General features: G+C 64.5%; 19 protein-coding genes. 10 read left to right on the forward strand and 9 right to left on the reverse strand.

The window, feature by feature from the left end:
- Positions 1-37 precede the first annotated feature (37 nt).
- From HU748_RS24540 to HU748_RS24550, 3 genes are all read left to right on the forward strand, one after another.
- Positions 38-715: a response regulator gene (locus HU748_RS24540; RefSeq protein ID WP_054892914.1), complete on the forward strand. Its 678-nt coding sequence runs from the start codon at positions 38-40 to the stop codon at positions 713-715.
- Positions 712-2,058 carry an ATP-binding protein gene (locus tag HU748_RS24545; protein WP_186666972.1) on the forward strand — a complete coding sequence of 449 codons (1,347 nt, stop codon included), beginning with the start codon at positions 712-714 and terminating at the stop codon, positions 2,056-2,058. The genes HU748_RS24540 and HU748_RS24545 overlap by 4 nt, the downstream gene beginning before the upstream one ends.
- Before the next feature lie 336 nt (positions 2,059-2,394).
- Positions 2,395-3,720: a dicarboxylate/amino acid:cation symporter gene (locus HU748_RS24550; RefSeq protein ID WP_186666971.1), complete on the forward strand. Its 1,326-nt coding sequence runs from the start codon at positions 2,395-2,397 to the stop codon at positions 3,718-3,720.
- Positions 3,721-3,815: 95 nt separating this feature from the next.
- Here HU748_RS24550 and HU748_RS24555 read toward each other — a convergent pair whose 3' ends face one another.
- Positions 3,816-4,337 carry a SprT family zinc-dependent metalloprotease gene (locus HU748_RS24555; RefSeq protein ID WP_272979761.1) on the reverse strand — a complete coding sequence of 174 codons (522 nt, stop codon included), beginning with the start codon at positions 4,335-4,337 and terminating at the stop codon, positions 3,816-3,818.
- Positions 4,338-4,437: 100 nt separating this feature from the next.
- Positions 4,438-5,037 (reverse strand): Yip1 family protein, encoded by a 600-nt coding sequence (locus HU748_RS24560; RefSeq protein ID WP_054892910.1) that lies wholly within the window; start codon positions 5,035-5,037, stop codon positions 4,438-4,440.
- A 252-nt stretch (positions 5,038-5,289) separates the two neighbouring features.
- Between HU748_RS24560 and ttcA the strand changes: the two genes are divergently transcribed.
- Positions 5,290-6,114: a tRNA 2-thiocytidine(32) synthetase TtcA gene (ttcA, locus tag HU748_RS24565; RefSeq protein ID WP_186666969.1), complete on the forward strand. Its 825-nt coding sequence runs from the start codon at positions 5,290-5,292 to the stop codon at positions 6,112-6,114.
- 4 nt (positions 6,115-6,118) lie between these two features.
- Complete coding sequence (locus tag HU748_RS24570) at positions 6,119-6,790, forward strand: DNA-3-methyladenine glycosylase I (protein ID WP_186666968.1); 672 nt, start codon at positions 6,119-6,121, stop codon at positions 6,788-6,790.
- Between the two features lie 75 nt (positions 6,791-6,865).
- Here HU748_RS24570 and HU748_RS24575 read toward each other — a convergent pair whose 3' ends face one another.
- Genes HU748_RS24575 through arsC form a run of 3 tightly spaced genes read right to left on the reverse strand, consistent with a single transcriptional unit; the run spans position 6,866 to position 8,221 of the window.
- Positions 6,866-7,273, reverse strand: a complete 408-nt coding sequence (locus tag HU748_RS24575; protein ID WP_186722336.1) for a DUF2069 domain-containing protein — start codon at positions 7,271-7,273, stop codon at positions 6,866-6,868.
- Positions 7,266-7,871 (reverse strand): NAD(P)H:quinone oxidoreductase, encoded by a 606-nt coding sequence (gene wrbA / locus HU748_RS24580; RefSeq protein ID WP_186666966.1) that lies wholly within the window; start codon positions 7,869-7,871, stop codon positions 7,266-7,268. The genes HU748_RS24575 and wrbA overlap by 8 nt, the downstream gene beginning before the upstream one ends.
- Positions 7,868-8,221, reverse strand: coding sequence for an arsenate reductase (glutaredoxin) (gene arsC / locus HU748_RS24585; RefSeq protein WP_186666965.1), 354 nt, complete (start codon positions 8,219-8,221; stop codon positions 7,868-7,870). The genes wrbA and arsC overlap by 4 nt, the downstream gene beginning before the upstream one ends.
- 87 nt (positions 8,222-8,308) lie before the next feature.
- Between arsC and HU748_RS24590 the strand changes: the two genes are divergently transcribed.
- Complete coding sequence (locus HU748_RS24590; protein WP_186666964.1) at positions 8,309-8,776, forward strand: TlpA disulfide reductase family protein; 468 nt, start codon at positions 8,309-8,311, stop codon at positions 8,774-8,776.
- Positions 8,777-8,916: 140 nt separating this feature from the next.
- Here HU748_RS24590 and HU748_RS24595 read toward each other — a convergent pair whose 3' ends face one another.
- The 4 genes from HU748_RS24595 to HU748_RS24610 are packed head-to-tail and all read right to left on the reverse strand — an operon-like array spanning position 8,917 to position 13,558.
- A complete protein-coding gene (locus HU748_RS24595) occupies positions 8,917-9,321 on the reverse strand; it encodes an META domain-containing protein (protein ID WP_186722338.1) in 405 nt (134 codons plus the stop codon).
- Positions 9,318-9,755 (reverse strand): hypothetical protein, encoded by a 438-nt coding sequence (locus HU748_RS24600; RefSeq protein WP_186722339.1) that lies wholly within the window; start codon positions 9,753-9,755, stop codon positions 9,318-9,320. The genes HU748_RS24595 and HU748_RS24600 overlap by 4 nt, the downstream gene beginning before the upstream one ends.
- A gap of 25 nt (positions 9,756-9,780) precedes the next feature.
- Positions 9,781-10,770 (reverse strand): 2-hydroxyacid dehydrogenase, encoded by a 990-nt coding sequence (locus HU748_RS24605; protein WP_186722340.1) that lies wholly within the window; start codon positions 10,768-10,770, stop codon positions 9,781-9,783.
- 31 nt (positions 10,771-10,801) lie between these two features.
- Entirely contained in the window at positions 10,802-13,558 is a 2,757-nt protein-coding gene (locus HU748_RS24610) for a response regulator (RefSeq protein WP_186722341.1), read from the reverse strand.
- A gap of 203 nt (positions 13,559-13,761) precedes the next feature.
- Between HU748_RS24610 and HU748_RS24615 the strand changes: the two genes are divergently transcribed.
- The 4 genes from HU748_RS24615 (at position 13,762) to rlmD (ending at position 18,273) form a co-directional block, all read left to right on the forward strand.
- On the forward strand, positions 13,762-14,478 hold the full coding sequence (locus tag HU748_RS24615; protein WP_186708451.1) for a response regulator transcription factor: 717 nt from the start codon (positions 13,762-13,764) through the stop codon (positions 14,476-14,478).
- Between the two features lie 2 nt (positions 14,479-14,480).
- The gene (locus HU748_RS24620) at positions 14,481-15,914 is read left to right on the forward strand and encodes a sensor histidine kinase (protein WP_186666959.1); all 1,434 of its coding nucleotides are present in this window, start codon (positions 14,481-14,483) and stop codon (positions 15,912-15,914) included.
- Positions 15,915-16,009: 95 nt separating this feature from the next.
- The gene (gene cysM, locus HU748_RS24625; RefSeq protein WP_186666958.1) at positions 16,010-16,909 is read left to right on the forward strand and encodes a cysteine synthase CysM; all 900 of its coding nucleotides are present in this window, start codon (positions 16,010-16,012) and stop codon (positions 16,907-16,909) included.
- A complete protein-coding gene (gene rlmD / locus HU748_RS24630; RefSeq protein WP_186722347.1) occupies positions 16,909-18,273 on the forward strand; it encodes a 23S rRNA (uracil(1939)-C(5))-methyltransferase RlmD in 1,365 nt (454 codons plus the stop codon). Before cysM ends, rlmD begins: the two co-directional genes overlap by 1 nt.
- Positions 18,274-18,308: the final 35 nt, after the last annotated feature.

Here is an 18,308-nt window from a genome sequence, read left to right on the forward strand (position 1 = left end):
TCGGCGGTCCGGGAGATATAGACAAAGGAGATGCGGCATGAAATTGCTGGTGGTCGAGGACGAGGCGCTGCTGCGCCATCATCTGTATACACGTCTGGGCGAGACCGGGCATGTGGTGCAGGCGGTGGGCGATGCCGAAGAGGCGCTCTACCAGGCCGAGCAGTACAACCATGACCTCGCCGTGATCGACCTGGGCTTGCCGGGCATGAGCGGGCTGGACCTGATCCGCCAGTTGCGCAGCCAGGACAAGACGTTCCCCATTCTGATTCTCACCGCCCGCGGCAACTGGCAGGACAAGGTCGAAGGCCTGGCCGCCGGTGCCGACGACTATGTGGTCAAGCCTTTCCAGTTCGAAGAGCTGGAGGCGCGCCTGAACGCGTTGCTGCGTCGCTCCAGTGGCTTTACCCAGTCGACCATCGCTGCCGGCCCGCTGGTGCTGGACCTCAATCGCAAGCAGGCGACACTGGACGAGCAGCCCCTGGCGCTGACCGCCTATGAATACCGGATCCTCGAATACCTCATGCGCCATCACCAGCAGGTGGTGGCCAAGGACCGTCTGATGGAGCAGCTCTACCCGGACGACGAGGAGCGCGATCCCAACGTCATCGAGGTATTGGTCGGCCGTTTGCGCCGCAAGCTCGAGGGCGACAACGGCTTCAAACCCATCGACACCGTGCGCGGCCTGGGCTACCTGTTCACCGAGCGCTGCCGATGATCCGTTCGCTGCGCCTGCGCCTGATGCTGGCCGCAGCGCTGCTGGCCCTGCTGTTCATGCTGGCGCTGCTGCCGGCGCTGCAGAAGGCCTTCAGCCTGGCCCTGCAGGAGTCGATCGAGCAGCGCCTGGCCTCGGATGTGACCACCATGATCTCGGCGGCGCGCATCGAGCATGGTCATCTGCAGATGCCCGAGCTGCTGCCCGACGAGCGCTACAACCTGCCCAACATGGGCCTGCTTGGCTACATCTTTGACCGCGAGGGCCGACTGGTCTGGCGTTCACGCGCCACCGCCGACAAGCACATCAACTATCAACCCCGCTATGACGGTCGCGGCAGCGAATTCGCGCGAATCCGCCAGGACGACGGTGACGAGTTCTTCGTCTATGACGTCGAGGTCAAGCTGCTCGGTGGCAAGAGCGCAGCCTTCAGCATCGTTGCCCTGCAGCCGGTGCGCGAGTACCAGCACACCCTCGACGGCCTGCGCGAGAAACTCTACCTGGGCTTTGGCGCGGCCCTGCTGGCATTGATGGTGCTGCTCTGGGCTGGTCTGACCTGGGGGCTGCGGTCGTTGCGCCGGTTGAGTCACGAACTGGATGAAGTGGAGAGCGGTGCCCGTGAGGGGCTGAGCCGTGAGCACCCGCGCGAACTGCTGCGCCTGACCGGCTCGCTGAACCGCCTGCTGCACAGCGAGCGCGAGCAACGTCAGCGTTATCGCGACTCGCTGGATGACCTGGCACACAGCCTCAAGACCCCGCTGGCGGTGCTGCAGGGGGTTGGCGAAAGCATGGGCCAGCGCAGCGGCGAACGCGAACAGGCGCGGGTGCTGCAAAGCCAGATCGAGCGCATGAGCCAGCAGATCGACTACCAGCTGCAACGCGCCAGCCTGCGCAAGAGCGGCCTGGTGCGGCACAAGGTACGCCTTGCGCCGGTGCTCGATAGCCTGTGCAACACGCTGGACAAGGTCTATCGCGACAAGCGTGTCACCGTCACCCTGAGTGTTCCCGCGCAAGCCTGGGTGCCGATCGAAGAGGGTGCCTTGCTCGAGCTGCTCGGCAACCTGCTGGAGAACGCCTATCGGCTGTGCCTGGGGCAGGTGCGGGTGAGCCTGGAGGCGCTGCCCGGGCAGCAGGTGTTGTGCGTGGAGGATGATGGTCCGGGTGTGCCCGCAGGCCAGCGCGAACGTATCCTGCAGCGCGGCGAGCGCCTGGACCGGCAGCATCCGGGGCAGGGGATCGGGCTTGCGGTGGTCAAGGACATCATCGACAGCTTCGATGCCCGGCTTACGCTGGATGATTCGCCCCTGGGCGGGGCGGCATTCAGGATCGTGTTCAGCCTGGAGTGAGCTTGCGGGCAGGCTAGCTCCCGCAGGTGAGGCTTTCCTGCATCATGCCCCGCATCGGGCGGATTCCCGCCATCGGCCTTGTACGAATTTCGCCACCGGGCGGAAATCCGCCAACCCACCCCTGTCGATTCGCCCTGTCCTTGGGCAGAAATTTCCCGAAAACACTGGCATTGCACCCAATCCGGGCATTTTGGCATCACCCTTGCTAAAGATCTGGCAGAGGCCTGCTCAGGCAGCTCGAACACAACGACAAATCCCTCCAGGTGCAGGAGGGTTCGCGCTTTAGGTGCCTCGCCCTGGGAAGGGTGAAACGGCACACTTGAGGATAATTAAGCCATGACGAAACGTCAGCCGCTGTACAAGTCCCTGTATGTCCAGGTGATCGTTGCAATCACCATCGGTATTCTGCTCGGCCACTACTACCCCGAAACCGGTGTCGCCCTCAAACCCCTGGGTGACGGCTTCGTCAAACTGATCAAGATGGTCATCGCCCCGATCATCTTCTGCACCGTGGTCAGCGGCATCGCCGGCATGCAGAGCATGAAGTCGGTCGGCAAGACCGGCGGCTATGCGCTCCTGTACTTCGAGATCGTCTCCACCATCGCCCTGATCATCGGCCTGGTCGTCGTCAACGTGGTTCAGCCTGGCGCTGGCATGCACGTCGACGTCAGCACCCTGAACGCCAGCAGCGTCGCAGCCTACGCCGCCGCCGGTGCGCAGCAGACCACCGTTGGCTTCCTGCTCAACGTCATCCCTAACACCGTGGTCGGTGCCTTCGCCAACGGCGACATCCTCCAGGTGCTGATGTTCTCGGTGCTGTTCGGCTTCGCCCTGCATCGCCTGGGCAGCTACGGCAAGCCAGTGCTCGAGCTGATCGACCGCTTCGCCCATGTCATGTTCAACATCATCAACATGATCATGAAGCTGGCGCCGGTCGGTGCCTTCGGTGCCATGGCCTTCACCATCGGCCAGTACGGCGTGGGTTCGCTGGTGCAGCTGGGCTACCTGATGGCCTGCTTCTACATCACCTGCCTGGCGTTCATCCTGATCGTCCTCGGCGGTATCTGCCGCGCCCACGGTTTCAGCGTCCTCAAGCTGATCCGCTACATCCGTGAAGAACTGCTGATCGTACTGGGTACTTCCTCCTCGGAATCGGCCCTGCCACGCATGCTGACCAAGATGGAGCGCCTGGGCGCGAAGAAATCCGTGGTTGGCCTGGTGATCCCGACCGGCTACTCGTTCAACCTGGACGGCACCTCGATCTACCTGACCATGGCTGCGGTGTTCATCGCCCAGGCCACCGATACCCCCATGGACATCACTCACCAGATCACCCTGCTGCTGGTGCTGCTGGTCGCGTCCAAAGGTGCTGCTGGCGTTACCGGTTCGGGCTTCATCGTCCTGGCCGCCACCCTGTCCGCCGTTGGCCACCTGCCGGTTGCCGGCCTTGCGCTGATCCTGGGTATCGACCGCTTCATGTCCGAAGCCCGCGCCCTGACCAACCTGATCGGCAACGCCGTTGCCACCGTGGTCGTGGCCAAGTGGGTGAAGGAACTGGACACCGACAAGCTGCAATCGGAACTGGCTTCCGGCGGTGCACCGCTGGTCGAAACCCGTCCGACCGACGACCTGGGCGTTGCTGAAGGCCCGGCTACTCGCTGATAGCGGTTGTAGTGATGCGAAAGAGGCGACCTTAGGGTCGCCTTTTTTCATGCTCGGTTTTTGTGGTGATCAGACTGGCCCGCAAATGCGTTGGGTCATTCGACGCGTGTCTCGCCGCTGTACACCAGAATCTCCCGGCAGCGCCGGCACAGATAGCGCCGGCCCTGGCGCACCAGCTTGTGTCGCTGTGCGCTGAAGGGGAAGTCGCTGTCCGGGCAGGGGCAGCGGTAGATGTAGCGGGTTGCCACACGGCGCTGCACCTCATAGTTGTGGCAGCGGTTGGGCGGCAGTTCGTACACCCCGCGCATGATCAGTTGCCACTCCTCGCCATGGGCCTGGATGCGGTCGCCGAACAGTTGGTGGGCGATCAGGTGGGCGACTTCATGGGCCACGGTCTGGCGCAGGAAATCATCCTGGTTCTCGCGGTACAGCTGCAGGTTGAAGCGCAGCAGGTTCTCGTGCAGATGGGCGACACCGGCCTTCTGGCCGCGCAGTTTGAAGCTGACTTCCGGGCGGGGGAAGGGGCGTTTGAAGAAGGTTTCGGCTTGCTGGTAACAGGTTTCGACGCGTTGCTTGAGTTGCTCGGGCATGGCGGGATGATTCTCCTGACGCGCCATTATGCCGCAAGCCCTGCACGCTTGCCGAGCCGCCGGTCAGCACGAAGCCAGAGGCCGCCAAAACGGCGGCCCCTGGCCCGACGCCCCAGTGTTGGTGTTTCTAATTGGTGTAGACCGGCCCCACGCCAAGCCCCCAGATGATCACGGTGGCGGCCATGATCGCCACCAGCACCACCAGGCCCACCGCCAGCACGGAGCTGGAGAACAGGAAGCCCTCGTCAGTGGGGATGTTCATGAAGGTCGGTAGCCCGACATACAGCAAGTAGACCGTGTAGCAGATGGCCGCTGTCCCCAGCAGCATGCCCAGCCACAGGTGGGGGTAGAGCGCCGCCAGGCCGCCGAGGAACAGTGGCGTGGCGGTGTAGGTGGCAAAGGCGATGCATTGCGCCATAGAGGGGTTGGCATCGTAGGTGCGCGCCATCCAGTGGATGAAGGCCCCCATCACCGCCACCCCGGCAAGCATTGCCAGGTAGGACATGACGCTCATCCATAGCGCGCTTTCCATGGTCAGCATCACCGGTGGTCGGTCACCGATCACCCAGCCGACCTGAGTGGTGCCGATAAAGGCGGACACCGCCGGAATCGCCGCCAGGATCAGGGTGTGGGTCAGGTACATATGGCTGATGCTTTCTTCTTCGCCACGAATCTCCCGCCATTCCTGGTCGGGATGGGTAAACAGTCCCAGAACGTGATGGATCATGCCGGTCACTCCTATCGTCGTTGCCAAACGCCCCCCAAGCGGAGCGCCTGTGGCTCGAGGCCAGGCAACCGATCAAGCGGTAATATGGCCTTATGTCGCAGTATAGGAAGCAGAACCCGGCATAAACGCGGCTTTTTAGAGCAAATCGCGCTGTCGGTGGCGCTGTTGATTCTTTATCGGAATGGCCTACGCCTGTGCTCGGTTTGTGCGTAAAATAGCCGGCTTTTGTCACACCTCGCGGATCCAAGCGCTATGGGCACCCTCTCGGTCAACCAGAACAAACTGCAAAAACGCCTGCGTCGTCTCGCCGGCGAAGCCATCACCGACTACAACATGATCGAGGATGGCGACAAGGTCATGGTCTGCCTGTCCGGCGGCAAGGACAGCTACACCATGCTCGATGTTCTGCTGCACCTGCAGAAGGTGGCGCCGATTTCGTTCCAGATCGTCGCGGTGAACATGGACCAGAAGCAGCCAGGCTTCCCCGAGCACGTGCTGCCTGCCTACCTGAAGACCCTCGGCGTCGAGTACCACATCGTCGAGAAGGACACCTACTCGGTGGTCAAGGAACTGATCCCCGAAGGCAAGACCACCTGTTCGCTGTGCTCGCGCCTGCGCCGTGGCACGCTGTACACCTTCGCCGACGAGATCGGTGCGACCAAGATGGCGCTCGGTCACCACCGCGACGACATCGTCGAGACCTTCTTCCTCAACATGTTCTTCAATGGCGCGCTCAAGGGCATGCCGCCCAAGCTGCGCGCCGACGACGGCCGCAACGTGGTGATCCGTCCGCTGGCCTACTGCAGCGAGAAGGATATCCAGGCTTACTCGGACATGAAGGAATTCCCGATCATCCCGTGCAACCTGTGCGGTTCGCAGGAGAACCTGCAGCGCCAGGTGGTCAAGGACATGCTGGTGGAGTGGGAGCGCAAGCATCCGGGCCGTACCGAGAGCATCTTCCGCGCCCTGCAGAACGTCGCGCCGTCGCAACTGGCCGACCGCAACCTGTTCGACTTCACCAGCCTGAAAATCGACGAGAGCGCCACTCCGCGCTTCCTCGACGTGCTGAACATCTGAACCCATGCGCGATTACCAGTGGCTGCACGAGTACTGCCTCAATCGCTTCGGCTCGTCCAAGGCGCTCGAAGCCTTCCTGCCGCAACCGCGCACGCCGGCGCAACTGCGCGACATCACTGACGACCGCTACCTGTCGACCCTGGCCCTGCGCGTGTTCCGCGCCGGGCTCAAGCACAGCCTGGTGGACGCCAAATGGCCAGCGTTCGAGCAGGTGTTCTTCGGTTTCGACCCCGAGAAAGTGGTGCTCATGGGCGCCGAGCACCTTGAGCGCCTGATGCAGGACGAGCGCATCATCCGCCACCTGGGCAAGCTCAAGAGCGTGCCGCGCAATGCGCAGATGATCCTCGATGTAGCGAAGGAGAAGGGTAGTTTCGGTGCCTTCATCGCCGACTGGCCCGAGACCGATATCGTCGGGCTGTGGAAGTACCTGGCCAAGCATGGCAACCAGCTGGGTGGGTTGTCGGCGCCGCGCTTCCTGCGCATGGTCGGCAAGGATACCTTCATCCCTACCGAGGACATGGCCGCGGCATTGATCGCGCAGAAGGTGATCGACAAGCCGCCCACCAGCCAGCGCGACCTGGCGCTGGTGCAGCAGGCGTTCAACCAGTGGCATGAAGAGAGTGGCCGGCCGCTGTGCCAGTTGTCGGTGATGCTGGCGCATACCGTCAATCATTGAGGTTTGCGGCGCCTGCTTCGCGGGCAAGCCCGCTCCTACAGAGCCGGCTTGCCCGCGAATGCCGCACCCGGTGTTCTATTCCCCCGCCAGCCGCCGCTCGTGCTGAAACTTCCAGCGCACGTACAGCAACCCGCTGACGAACAATCCCAGGCTCACCAGCACCTCGACCCAGCCAAACAGCGCCCGGGCCGGGTCGAACGCTGCCAGCACGCCCTTGATGAAATAGATGTTCACCACGAAGCAGGTCCAGGCATGCGCCCGGGCGCTGCCGCTGAGCATGCCTGGCAGCAGTAGCAGCAGAGGGATCAGCTCGATGGCCAGGATCACTTCGACCCGCGCCCCATGCAGGTCGGCGAACCACAGGTTGTTCACCACCAGCAAGGCGATCAGGCCAAAGAAGCAGGCCAGGCTCAGTGCCCGGGTCAGGCGCAGGCGTGGGGCCAGCCAGTCGAGTGCAGGCAGGGCCTTGGACTTTCTAGCCACGCTCGCCACCCAGGGCCTTGGCGGTATTGGCCAGGCGTTGGCCCAGCGCCCTGCACAGGGCGATCTCGTGTTGGTCCAGTTCGCGTTTGCCATCGGCACCAGCATGATGGCTGGCGCCGTAGGGCGTGCCGCCGCCACGGGTTTCGAGCAGGGCCGATTCGCTATAGGGCAGGCCAGTGACCAGCATGCCGTGGTGCATCAGTGGCAGCAGCATCGACAGCAGGGTGGTTTCCTGGCCGCCGTGCAGGCTGGCAGTGGAGGTGAATACCGCCGCTGGCTTGCCGACCAGTTCACCGCCCAGCCACAGGCTGCTGGTGCCGTCGAGGAAGTACTTGAGCGGCGCGGCCATGTTGCCGAAGCGCGTCGGGCTGCCCAGGGCCAGGCCCGCGCAGTGGCGCAGGTCGTCGAGGGTGGCATAGAGCGCGCCGCTGGCGGGGATGTCCGGGGCCACGGCTTCGCACTCGCTGGAAATCGCCGGCACGGTGCGCAGGCGCGCTTCCAGGCCCGCCATCTCGACACCGCGGGCGATGTGCCGGGCCATCTCGCTGGTGGAGCCGTGGCGGCTGTAGTACAGGACCAGGATGAAGGGATCGCTCACGGCAGGATCTCCAGGACTTTCTCGGGGGGCCGGCCGATCACGGCCTTGTCGCCGGCGACCAGGATCGGGCGTTCGATCAGTTTCGGATGCTGGACCATGGCGTCGATCAGTTGCGCGTCGGTGAGCGCTGGGTTGGCCAGGTCCAGGGCCTTGTATTCGTCTTCGCCGCTGCGCAACAACTGGCGTGGGCCGATGCCGAGCTTGCCGAGCAGCGCCTTGAGCGTGGCGGCGTCGGGCGGGGTTTCGAGGTAACGCACCACGGTCGGGGCCAGGCCGCGTTCTTCCAGCAGTTCAAGGGCGCCGCGGGATTTGGAGCAGCGCGGGTTATGATAGAGGGTCAGATCGGTCATGACGGGTCGCATCCAGCTGGGTTTGGCGGCTATTCTAACCGCAGCGACCGACATTTCATGCTTTAAAACTTCGAGAAGGATTGACCCATGGCAAGGCGTTTGGCAGCTGCACTGGCCATCACCGCGAGTCTTTTGCTCGGCGGCTGCGGTGCGGACTACGGCGTGGACCAGCACGGCAATACGGTGAAGGCCGAACAGATCGACGGGCACTGGCTGGTGCTCAATTACTGGGCCGAGTGGTGCGGACCGTGCCGCACCGAGATCCCTGAACTGAATACGGCGGCCAAGCAATGGGACGCCCAGGGCATCAAGGTGGTGGGGGTGAACTTCGACGGGCTGCAGGGCGATGACCTCAAGCAGGCCGCGCAGGCCCTGGGCATCGACTTCACCGTGCTGGCCCAGGACCCGGCCGAGCGCTACGAGCTGCCTCGCAGCGAAGCACTGCCGGTGACCTACATCATCGACGACAAGGGCAAGGTGCGTGAGCAGTTGCTCGGCGAGCAGACGCTCGAAGGGCTGCAGGCGAAGATCAAGGCGCTCAAGGGCGACGCCTGACCTGTTGTCGGGGCTGCTTCGCAGCCCATTCGCGGCACGAGGCCGCTCCTACAAGAGCTCCGCAATTTCTGAATACTGCGGTGTTACTTGTGGGAGCGGCCTCGTGCCGCGAATGGGCCGCGCAGCGGCCCCGATGCACTTCAGCCTTCCTCAGGCCAGAAGCGCAGCGGCTTGCCTTCGGCCGGCCAGAAACGGATCTGCTCGATCGCCGACACATCCCAGCGCTGCACCGTCTCCAGTGCCTGGAGGAAGCGCTTTTCCTGCTCCATCAATGCCGGTGCACACAGCTTGCGGGTCTTGCCGATCTTGCCGAAGCTCAATTGCTCGCCGTCCAGCGTATAGCTGGCGAACCAATGGTTGCAGCCGGCATTGCCGTAGGCGCGGCCATCATTGGCCAGGGTTAGCGTCAGGAGGCTGTAGTCGATCAGCGGGCGTTCGCCGATCCATTCCAGCACATAGCTGCGCTCCTGCTGCAGTTTGGATGGCTGCGCCGCGCAGCCGAACAGGCCGCCGAGCAGCGCGGCGCAGATCAACAGGTGTTTCACTGGGCGCTTCCCTGGCAGTTGCGGCACAGGTGACGCTCGCCCTGGCTGCTCCAGCCCAGTTCCGCGATGCGTGCATTGGCGGCGGGCTGGCGGGCCTTCTTGTCGAGCTTGGCATCGACGGCGAATTCGAAGTCGAGCACGGCCTCGCAACTGTCGCACTTGACCTGCCAGGTGAGGATTTCCAGTTCGTTGAACACCGGGCCGCTGGCCACGGCAACCCACTGGCCGCGAGGGTTGATCAGGTGACGGACGCTCTCGACGGTCAGGCGCATGGACAGGTCCTTGCTGCCTTTGAGCGTCACCAGCAGGACGTCGCCTTTATGCATCGATCCGCCGTTGCCGGTCACCTGGTAGCGACCTGGCACCAGTGCACGGCATTCGATCAGGGTGTGTTGCGGGTTGAAAAGGGTGTAGCGGAAATCGTGCTCGACCATGGGTCCTCCAGAAATGCCGCGTATCCTACCCTGTGACCGTGTTTTGCGCATCGCCTGCTGCCCAGCGGGCGATGTTGTCCAGGGTGGTCGCGGCGATCGCCTCCAGGGCTTCGCGGGTCAGAAACGCCTGGTGTGCGGTGACGATCACGTTGGGGAAGGTCAGCAGCCGCGCCAGCACGTCGTCCTGCAGTGGCAGGTCGGAGCGGTCCTCGAAAAACAGTTGCGCCTCTTCTTCATAGACATCCAGGCCCAGGTAGCCGAGCTGGCCAGACTTGAGCGCGTCGATCAGCGCCGGGGTATCGACCAGCGCACCGCGCCCGGTGTTGATCAGCATGGCACCGGGCTGCAGGCGCGCGAGGCTCTCGGCGTTGATCAGGTGACGGGTATGCTCGGTCAGTGGGCAGTGCAGGCTGATGATTCGCGCCTGGCCGAGCAGTTCGGGCAGTTCCAGGTAGCGGGCGCCGAGGGCCAGCAGCTCGGGGTTGGGGTAGGGGTCGTAGGCCAGCAACTGGCAGCCGAAGCCGGCCATGATGCGGGCGAACGCAGCACCGATCTGCCCGGTGCCGACCACGCCGACAGTCTTGCCGTGCAGGTCGAAGCCGGTCAGGCCATGCAAGGTGAAGTCGCCTTCGCGGGTGCGGTTGTAGGCGCGGTGCAGGCGGCGGTTGAGGGCCAGGATCAGCGCCACCGCGTGTTCGGCCACGGCGTGCGGCGAATAGGCCGGGACGCGCACCACTGTCAGCCCCAGGTGTGCTGCGGCCGTCAGGTCAACATGGTTGTAGCCCGCCGAACGCAAGGCGATCAGCCGTGTACCGCCGCTGGCCAGGCGTTGCAGGACGTCGGCGCCCAGATCGTCGTTGATGAAGGCGCAGACCACCTCGAAACCCTGGGCCAGCGGTGCGGTGTCCGGGGTGAGGCGGGCGGCTTGGAAATGCAGCTCCAGCGCGCTGCTGGCAGCGGCCTGGGTGAAACTTTCCTGGTCGTAGTGCTGGCTGCTGAACAACAGGACGCGCATGGTGGGGATTCCTTCGGTGTGTCGTCGACGATCAGGCACTCAGGTGCGCCTGCTCCGCCAGCCGGTGGATGGCGCGCTCCAGATCATCCAGCGCCTGCAATGCCTGCGGACTGTCTTGCTTGAGCAGGGTCTCGCTGCGCTGACAGGCAGCCCGCAACTGTGGCACGCCGCAGTAGCGCGAAGCGCCGTTGAGGCGATGCACGCGCTCGATCATTGCCGAGCGATCGCCTTGTTCGCGGGCGTTGCGGATGGCCTGGCGATCACCTTCCAGCGAGGCCAGCAACATCGCCAGCATGTCGGCGGCCAGGTCCGCCTTGCCGGCTGCCAGGCGCAAACCCTCCTCGTGATCGAGCACCTTCAGCTCGTTGCCATCGGGGAGGCGTTCGGTGACGCGTTCCAGCGGTGGCGTGCCGAGGCTCAGGCCGGTCCACTTCATCACCACCTGGGCCAGTTGGCGCTCGCTGATCGGCTTGGTCAGATAATCATCCATGCCACTGTGCAGCAGGGCGCGCTTTTCGTTGGCCATGGCGTGGGCCGTCAGGGCGACGATGGGCAGGGGTGGGCTACTCTGGCTGGTTTCCCAGCGACGGATCTGCTCGGTGCAGGCGCAGCCGTCCATGCCGGGCATCTGCACATCCATCAGCACCAGGTCGAAGGGCTCGTCCTGCACGGCCTGAACTGCCGAAAAGCCGCTGTCCACCGCCACCACTGCGGCGCCCATGCCTTCGAGCAGGGTCTGCACCAGCAGCAGGTTGGCCGGGTTGTCGTCGACGCAGAGAATCCTCGGCACCCGTGAGCCGGCCGTATACCGCGGTTCGCTGCTGGGGCGGGTCGGTTGCACCAGTTCCAGCAGCAGGCGGCGCAGCTTGCGGGTGCAGGTGGGCTTGGACAGCAGTTGGCCATGGGCATTGGGCAGGAATGGGTGATACAGCGCCTGCTCGGTGGTCGGGCACAGCACCACGCACTGGCAGCCCAGGCGTTCGAGTTGTTGGTGGTACTGGCCGAGCTGGTCGGGCGAGAGGTTGGCCAGGTTGGCGCCAAGCACGGCGAACTCGAAGGGTTGGCCGGCCTGGCTGGCGGCCTGCACCCCTTGCAGCAACTGCTCGAACGACGAGAACAGGCTGACGCTCAGGCCACAGTCTTCGAGCTGGTGCTCCAGGGCCTGACGGGCCAGTTCGTGGCCGTCGACGATCGCTGCGCGACGGCCCAGCAGCGCTTGCAGGGGCAGTTCCTCGGTGTCGTCATGGGCCTTGGGCAGGCTCAGGTTGATCCAGAACTGCGAGCCTTCGCCCGGCGTGCTGTCGACACCGATCTCGCCCCCCATCTGTTCGATCAGGCGCTTGGAAATCACCAGCCCAAGGCCGGTGCCGCCGGGTTGGCGCGACAGCGAGTTGTCGGCCTGGCTGAAGGCCTGGAACAGGGTGCGCACGTCCGCCGGTGACAGGCCGATGCCGGTGTCCTGCACGCTGATGCGCAGTTGCGCGGTGTCTTCGTGCTCGTCTTCGACCATGGCGCGCACGACGATCGTGCCTTCGCGGGTGAACTTGATGGCGTTGCTCACCAGGTTGGTGAGGATCTGTTTGAGCCGCAGCGGATCGCCGACCAGCGACAAAGGCGTGTCGCGGTACACCAGGCTGACCAGCTCCAGCTGTTTGGCGTGGGCCGCTGGGGCGAGAATGGTCAGGGTGTCCTGGATCAGGTCGCGCAGGTTGAAGGGGATGCTGTCGAGCACCAGCTTGCCGGCTTCGATCTTGGAGAAGTCGAGAATCTCGTTGATGATCCCCAGCAGGTTGTCGGCGGATTTTTCGATGGTGCCCAGATAGTCGAGCTGTCGAGGCGTGAGCTCGCTTTTTTGCAACAGGTGGGTGAAACCGAGAATGCCATTGAGCGGGGTGCGAATCTCGTGGCTCATGTTGGCGAGGAATTCGGATTTGATCCGGCTGGCCTCCAGGGCCTCCTTGCGCGCCATGTCCAGCTCGATGTTCTGGATCTCGATGGTCTCCAGGTTCTGGCGCACGTCCTCGGTGGCCTGGTCGATGCTGTGCTGCAGCTCTTCGTGGGCGTTGTGCAGGGTTTCGGCCATGCGGTTGATGCCAGCCGCCAGCTCGTCCAGCTCGACACTGCCCATCGGCGGCAGACGTTCTTCGAGATTGCCCTCCTTGAGCTGGGTGACCGCGTGCTTGATGCGCCCGATCGGGCCGTTGATCGCCCGGCTCATGCGCAGTGCCAGCAGCACCGTGAGGCTCAGGCAGGCGAAGATCAGCAGCAGGCTGGTGAACAGGTTGCGATAGCCGCGCAGGAGCGTGCCGTCGTGGGACAGTTCGATTTCGACCCAGCCAAGCAAGCGCTCGGATTCGTTAGGCACGGCTTCGGTGGCCAGGTCACGGTGATGGCCGAAAACCGGCATCAGGTAGCGCGTGGCGTCGTTGCCGGTGCGTTGCAGCAGTTGCGTACCGGTGCCGCCGCTGGGCGGCTGGTTGAGCATGCTGGGGCCGGCATGGGCCAGGCGCGAACGGTCCGGGGCCAGGAAGGCCACGGCACGTACATCGGTCTGCTCCAAAGCCTCGGCGGCAATGCGCTCGAGCTGCGCTGGCGCTTCCTGAGCCAGGGCGGGGGCTGCGAGCGGTGCCAGTTGCTCGGCGATCATCTTGCCGCGTTGCAACAGCTGGGTGCGCAGTTCGTTCTGCTGCAACCAGGTGAAATAAATGCCCAGCACCAGCGCCATCAGCCCGGCGGGCAGTAGGGCCAGCAGCAGGACGCGGCTTCTGATTCCCAAACGATCGAGCACACCTGTCTCCTGTCATGTGCGTGCGGGCCGTCGCGAGTGGACGGGATCCCGCAGAACGTTACTCCGCGCGCAGCGGTAATGCACTTTGTTTGTGCGGGTTTTTTATGCCGCACGGCGCTTGCCGGGGCATTGGTCGACACTCGGTTGCCAGAACGGCGTCCCTCGCCAATAATCGCGCAACTGAGAATTCATGGCAGATGCCAATGCATACCGTATCCATTCACGACTCAAGCATCCTCGCCATCGAGGACGATCCGGTGCTCGGCGCCTACCTGCACGAGGAGTTGCAGCGCGGCGGTTTCCGCGTGACCTGGTGCCGTAACGGCCTGGAAGGCTTGGAAACTGCTGGCCGCGAGGCCTTCGATGTGGTGTTGCTGGACATCCTGCTGCCCGGGCTCAACGGTCTGGACACCCTGGCGCAACTACGCCGGCGCAGTGCCACGCCAGTCATCCTGATGTCGGCGCTGGGGGCCGAGGCGGACCGTATAAGCGGTTTCCAGCGCGGTGCAGACGACTACCTGCCCAAGCCCTTCAGCATGGCCGAGCTGCGCGTACGCATCGAGGCGATCCTGCGTCGGGTCGCCCTGGAGCGCCGTCATCAGGCGCCGCGTGACGTTCTGCCGGGGCAACTGCATTTCGACGAACAGGCCTGCGACGTGACGCTCGACGGGCAGCCAGCAGGGCTCACACCCAGCGAATACCGCCTGCTCGACACCCTCAACCGCAGCCAGGAGGAGGTGCTGAGCAAGCCCTTCCTTTATCAGCAGGTCCTGCAGCGGGGCTATTCGCGCCATGATCGCAGCCTGGACATGCATGTCAGCCAGATCCGTCGCAAGCTAAAGGGCATCGGTTATCACGAGCGCCAGGTGCGCACGGTATGGGGCAAGGGCTACGTGTTCTGTGCGGGCGAGGCAGACTGAGGATGCTCGAGCGTCGATCGCTGTTCTGGAAGCTGGCGGTGCTGCTGGTGGGCTTCTGCCTGCTGATGATCGGCCTGAGCTACACCTGGGGCCGGCACATGGAAACCCAGAACGCCTTCCTGTCGGAGCCTGCCCGGCACCTGCTGCGCGGTTATGCCGCCGAGGCCGAGCAGGCCTGGAACCAGGGCGGTCGCGAAGGCCTCGACCGCTGGTTGCTGGACATGCGCCAGCGTGAGTCGGGCTGGATCGGGGTGCTCGATGGCAACTTGCGACCGCTCGCCGGCGCTCGCTTGTCCACTGAGGAAATCCAGCGCCTGACCCGTCTGCGCGGAGTCGACTGGCCGATGAGCAGGCGCAGCGTCGACCAGCCCTGGCTGCGCCTGCCGTTCCCCCATGCCCCTGAGCAAGGCATGCTGGTGATCGAGTTGCCCCAGCGCCTGACCCCCGGCCAGTATCGGCTGTTCTGGCGGATCATCACCAATGGCGTGATGCCGGGGCTGTTCACCCTGCTGTTGTGCGTAGGCCTCTACCGGATGCTGATCGTGCCGCTGAACCAGTTGCGCGAGCAGGCCAATGCCTGGCGTGCCGACCAACTGTCGGCGCGGCTCGATTCGCGCACCATCGGCCGTGACGACGAGCTGGGCGAACTGGCGCGTGCCTTCGACCAGATGGCCGAGCGCCTGCAGAGCACCGTGGCCCTGCAGCAGCAACTCTTGCGCGACTTGTCCCACGAGATGCGCACGCCCCTGAGCCGCCTGCGTGTGGCCTGCGAGGGCGAGACCGACGTCGCGCGCCTGCGCGAACGCCTCGGGCGGGAACTGGATTGCATGCAGCAACTGGTCGAGGACACCCTGCAACTGGCCTGGCAGGATGCCGAGCGTGCGCCGATGAACCTTGAGCCCATCCAGCTTCAGGCCCTGTGGGACCTGCTGGTGGAGAATGCCTGCTACGAAAGCGGCTGGGCGGCGCAGCGGTTGCAGTGCACGTTGCCGGCCAGTTGTTGGGTGGAGGGCAACCTCAACCATTTGGCCCAGGCGCTGGAGAACATGCTGCGCAATGCCATCCGCCACTCGCCGCACGACGGAGTGGTGCGCCTGAGTGGCCAGCGCGAGGGCAATCACTGGCAGTTGTTCCTGGAGGATGAGGGCGGCGGGGTGGACGAAGACGATCTGGAAAGGATCTTCGCGCCGTTCTCCCGTCTCGACGGCTCGCGCCCTGGGGATGGAGGCTTTGGGCTGGGGCTGAGCATCGCCCGCAGTGCGATCCAGCGTCAGGGCGGGAGGCTGTGGGCCGAGAATGGGCAACGAGGGTTGCGACTGTGCATGCGCCTGCCGTGTATCGACAGTGGGTTTCTCGCGGATCAACCCGCTCCCCCGAAGGCGTTCGATGTTCTTGTGGGGGTAGGGTTGTCCGTGAAGAACGCACCGCCCATATAACGGTCTGCTATATGCCCCAGCAATTGCGTGATATGGCCACGCGTCCTTTGCCGGTATGATAGGCGCCCCTGCCGTCCTGATTGCGAAACACGCCCATGACCTTGCAGTACCCAACCATCGCCGATTGCGTCGGCAACACCCCCCTGGTTCGCCTGCAGCGTATCGCCGGGCAGACCAGCAATACCCTCCTGCTCAAGCTCGAAGGCAACAACCCGGCCGGCTCGGTCAAGGACCGCCCGGCGTTGTCGATGATCACCCGCGCCGAACTGCGCAACCAGATCAAGCCTGGCGACACCCTGATCGAGGCGACTTCCGGCAACACCGGTATCGCCCTGGCCATGGCGGCGGCGATCAAGGGCTACAAGATGATCCTGATCATGCCCGACAACTCCACGGCCGAGCGCAAGGCGGCGATGACCGCCTATGGCGCCGAGCTGATCCTGGTGACCAAGGAAGAGGGCATGGAAGGGGCGCGCGATCTGGCCGAAAAGCTGCAGGCCGAAGGTCGCGGCCTGGTGCTTGACCAGTTCGCCAACGGCGACAACCCGATTGCCCACTACACCAGCACCGGCCCGGAGATCTGGCAGCAGACCCAGGGCAGCATCACCCACTTCGTCAGTTCCATGGGCACCACCGGCACCATCATGGGCTGCTCGCAGTACCTCAAGGAACAGAACCCGGCGGTGCAGATCGTCGGCCTGCAACCGATGGAAGGTTCGGCCATTCCGGGTATCCGCCGCTGGCCGGAGGAATACCTGCCGAAGATCTTCGACGCCACTCGCGTCGATCGGGTGATGGACATGTCCCAGCAGGAAGCCGAAGACACCACCCGTCGCCTTGCACGCGAAGAGGGCATTTTCTGCGGAGTGTCCTCCGGCGGTGCGGTCGCGGCGATGCTGCGCCTGTCCCGTGAAGTGGAAAACGCCGTGATGGTCGCGATCATCTGCGACCGCGGCGACCGTTATCTCTCCACCGGCCTGTTCGACGCAACCTGATGTCCAGAAAGAAAAGCAACAGTAGCGGCCTGCGCTTCCAGCCAGCCGGCGGCGATCGCACCCCACAGGTGCCGGTAGGCAAGAAGCAACGCCTGGACATCGAGCGCCTGGCCGGTGACGGACGCGGCATCGCCTTTGTCGAAGGGCGCACCTGGTTCGTCAGCGGCGCCCTGGCAGGTGAGGCGGTCGAGGCGCGGGTGCTCAATGCCCGCGGCAAGATCGTCGAAGCACGTCTTGAGCGCGTGCTGCAGGCCAGCCCCGAGCGGCGCGAGGCGCCGTGTCGGCATTACGCCCGCTGCGGCGGTTGCAACCTTCAGCACCTGCCCCACGAGGGCCAGCTGGCGCTCAAACAGCGCCTGCTTGCCGAGCAGTTGCAGCGTGTCGCCGGTGTGCAGCCTGAGGAGTGGGCCGCGCCGCTGGCGGGGCCGGAATTCGGCTACCGCCGCCGCGCGCGCATCGCCGTGCGTTGGGATGTGAAGGCGCGGGAGCTGCACGTCGGTTTTCGTGCCGAAGCCAGCCAGGACATCATCGCCATCGACGAATGCCCGGTGCTGGTACAACCCTTGCAAACCATCCTGCGTCACCTGCCGACCGTGCTGCGCAGCCTGAGCAGGCCCCAGGCACTGGGGCATGTGGAATTGTTCAGCGGCACGGCCGAGGCGGTGCTGGTACGCCATGTAGCGCCGCTGGCCGATGGCGACCTGGCGCGCCTGCAGGCGTTCTGCGAGCAGTCGGGTGCGCAACTGTGGCTGCAGGGCGAGGGTGAGCCGGCGCCACATGATGGCGCCGCGACACTTGGGTTTGACCTTGCCCCTTGGGGGCTGGAGCTGGCCTGGCGACCTGGCGACTTCGTGCAGGTCAATGCCCAGGTCAACACCCTGATGATCCAACAGGCGCTGGCGTGGCTTGCGCCGCAACCGGATGAACGGGTACTGGACTTGTTCTGTGGCCTGGGCAATTTTGCCCTGCCGCTGGCTCGCCAGGCCCGTGAAGTGGTGGCGGTGGAAGGTGTGCAGGCGATGGTCGATCGGGCCGCCGCCAACGCCGCGAGCAACAATGTGCATAACGCACGGTTTTTTCAGGCCGATTTATCGCAGTCTTTGGCAGGTGCCGAATGGGCCGCCGAGGGCTTTTCTGCGGTACTCTTGGACCCACCGCGCGACGGTGCCTACGAGGTGGTGCAAAGCATCGCCCGCCTCAAGGCCAAGCGGCTGGTCTATGTATCGTGCAACCCCGCCACGCTGGCGCGAGATGCGCAGGTGCTGGTCGGCCAGGGGTACCGGTTAAAAAGGGCCGGGATTCTCGACATGTTTCCTCAGACGGCGCATGTCGAGGCCATGGCGTTATTCGAAGTGGGCCAGTAACGGCTGGCCCCTTGGTGTGGCTTCCACGGATGGGA

The sequence above is a fragment of the Pseudomonas sp. RW3S2 genome, from assembly GCF_014268955.1.
Classification (GTDB): Bacteria; Pseudomonadota; Gammaproteobacteria; order Pseudomonadales; family Pseudomonadaceae; genus Aquipseudomonas; species Aquipseudomonas wayambapalatensis.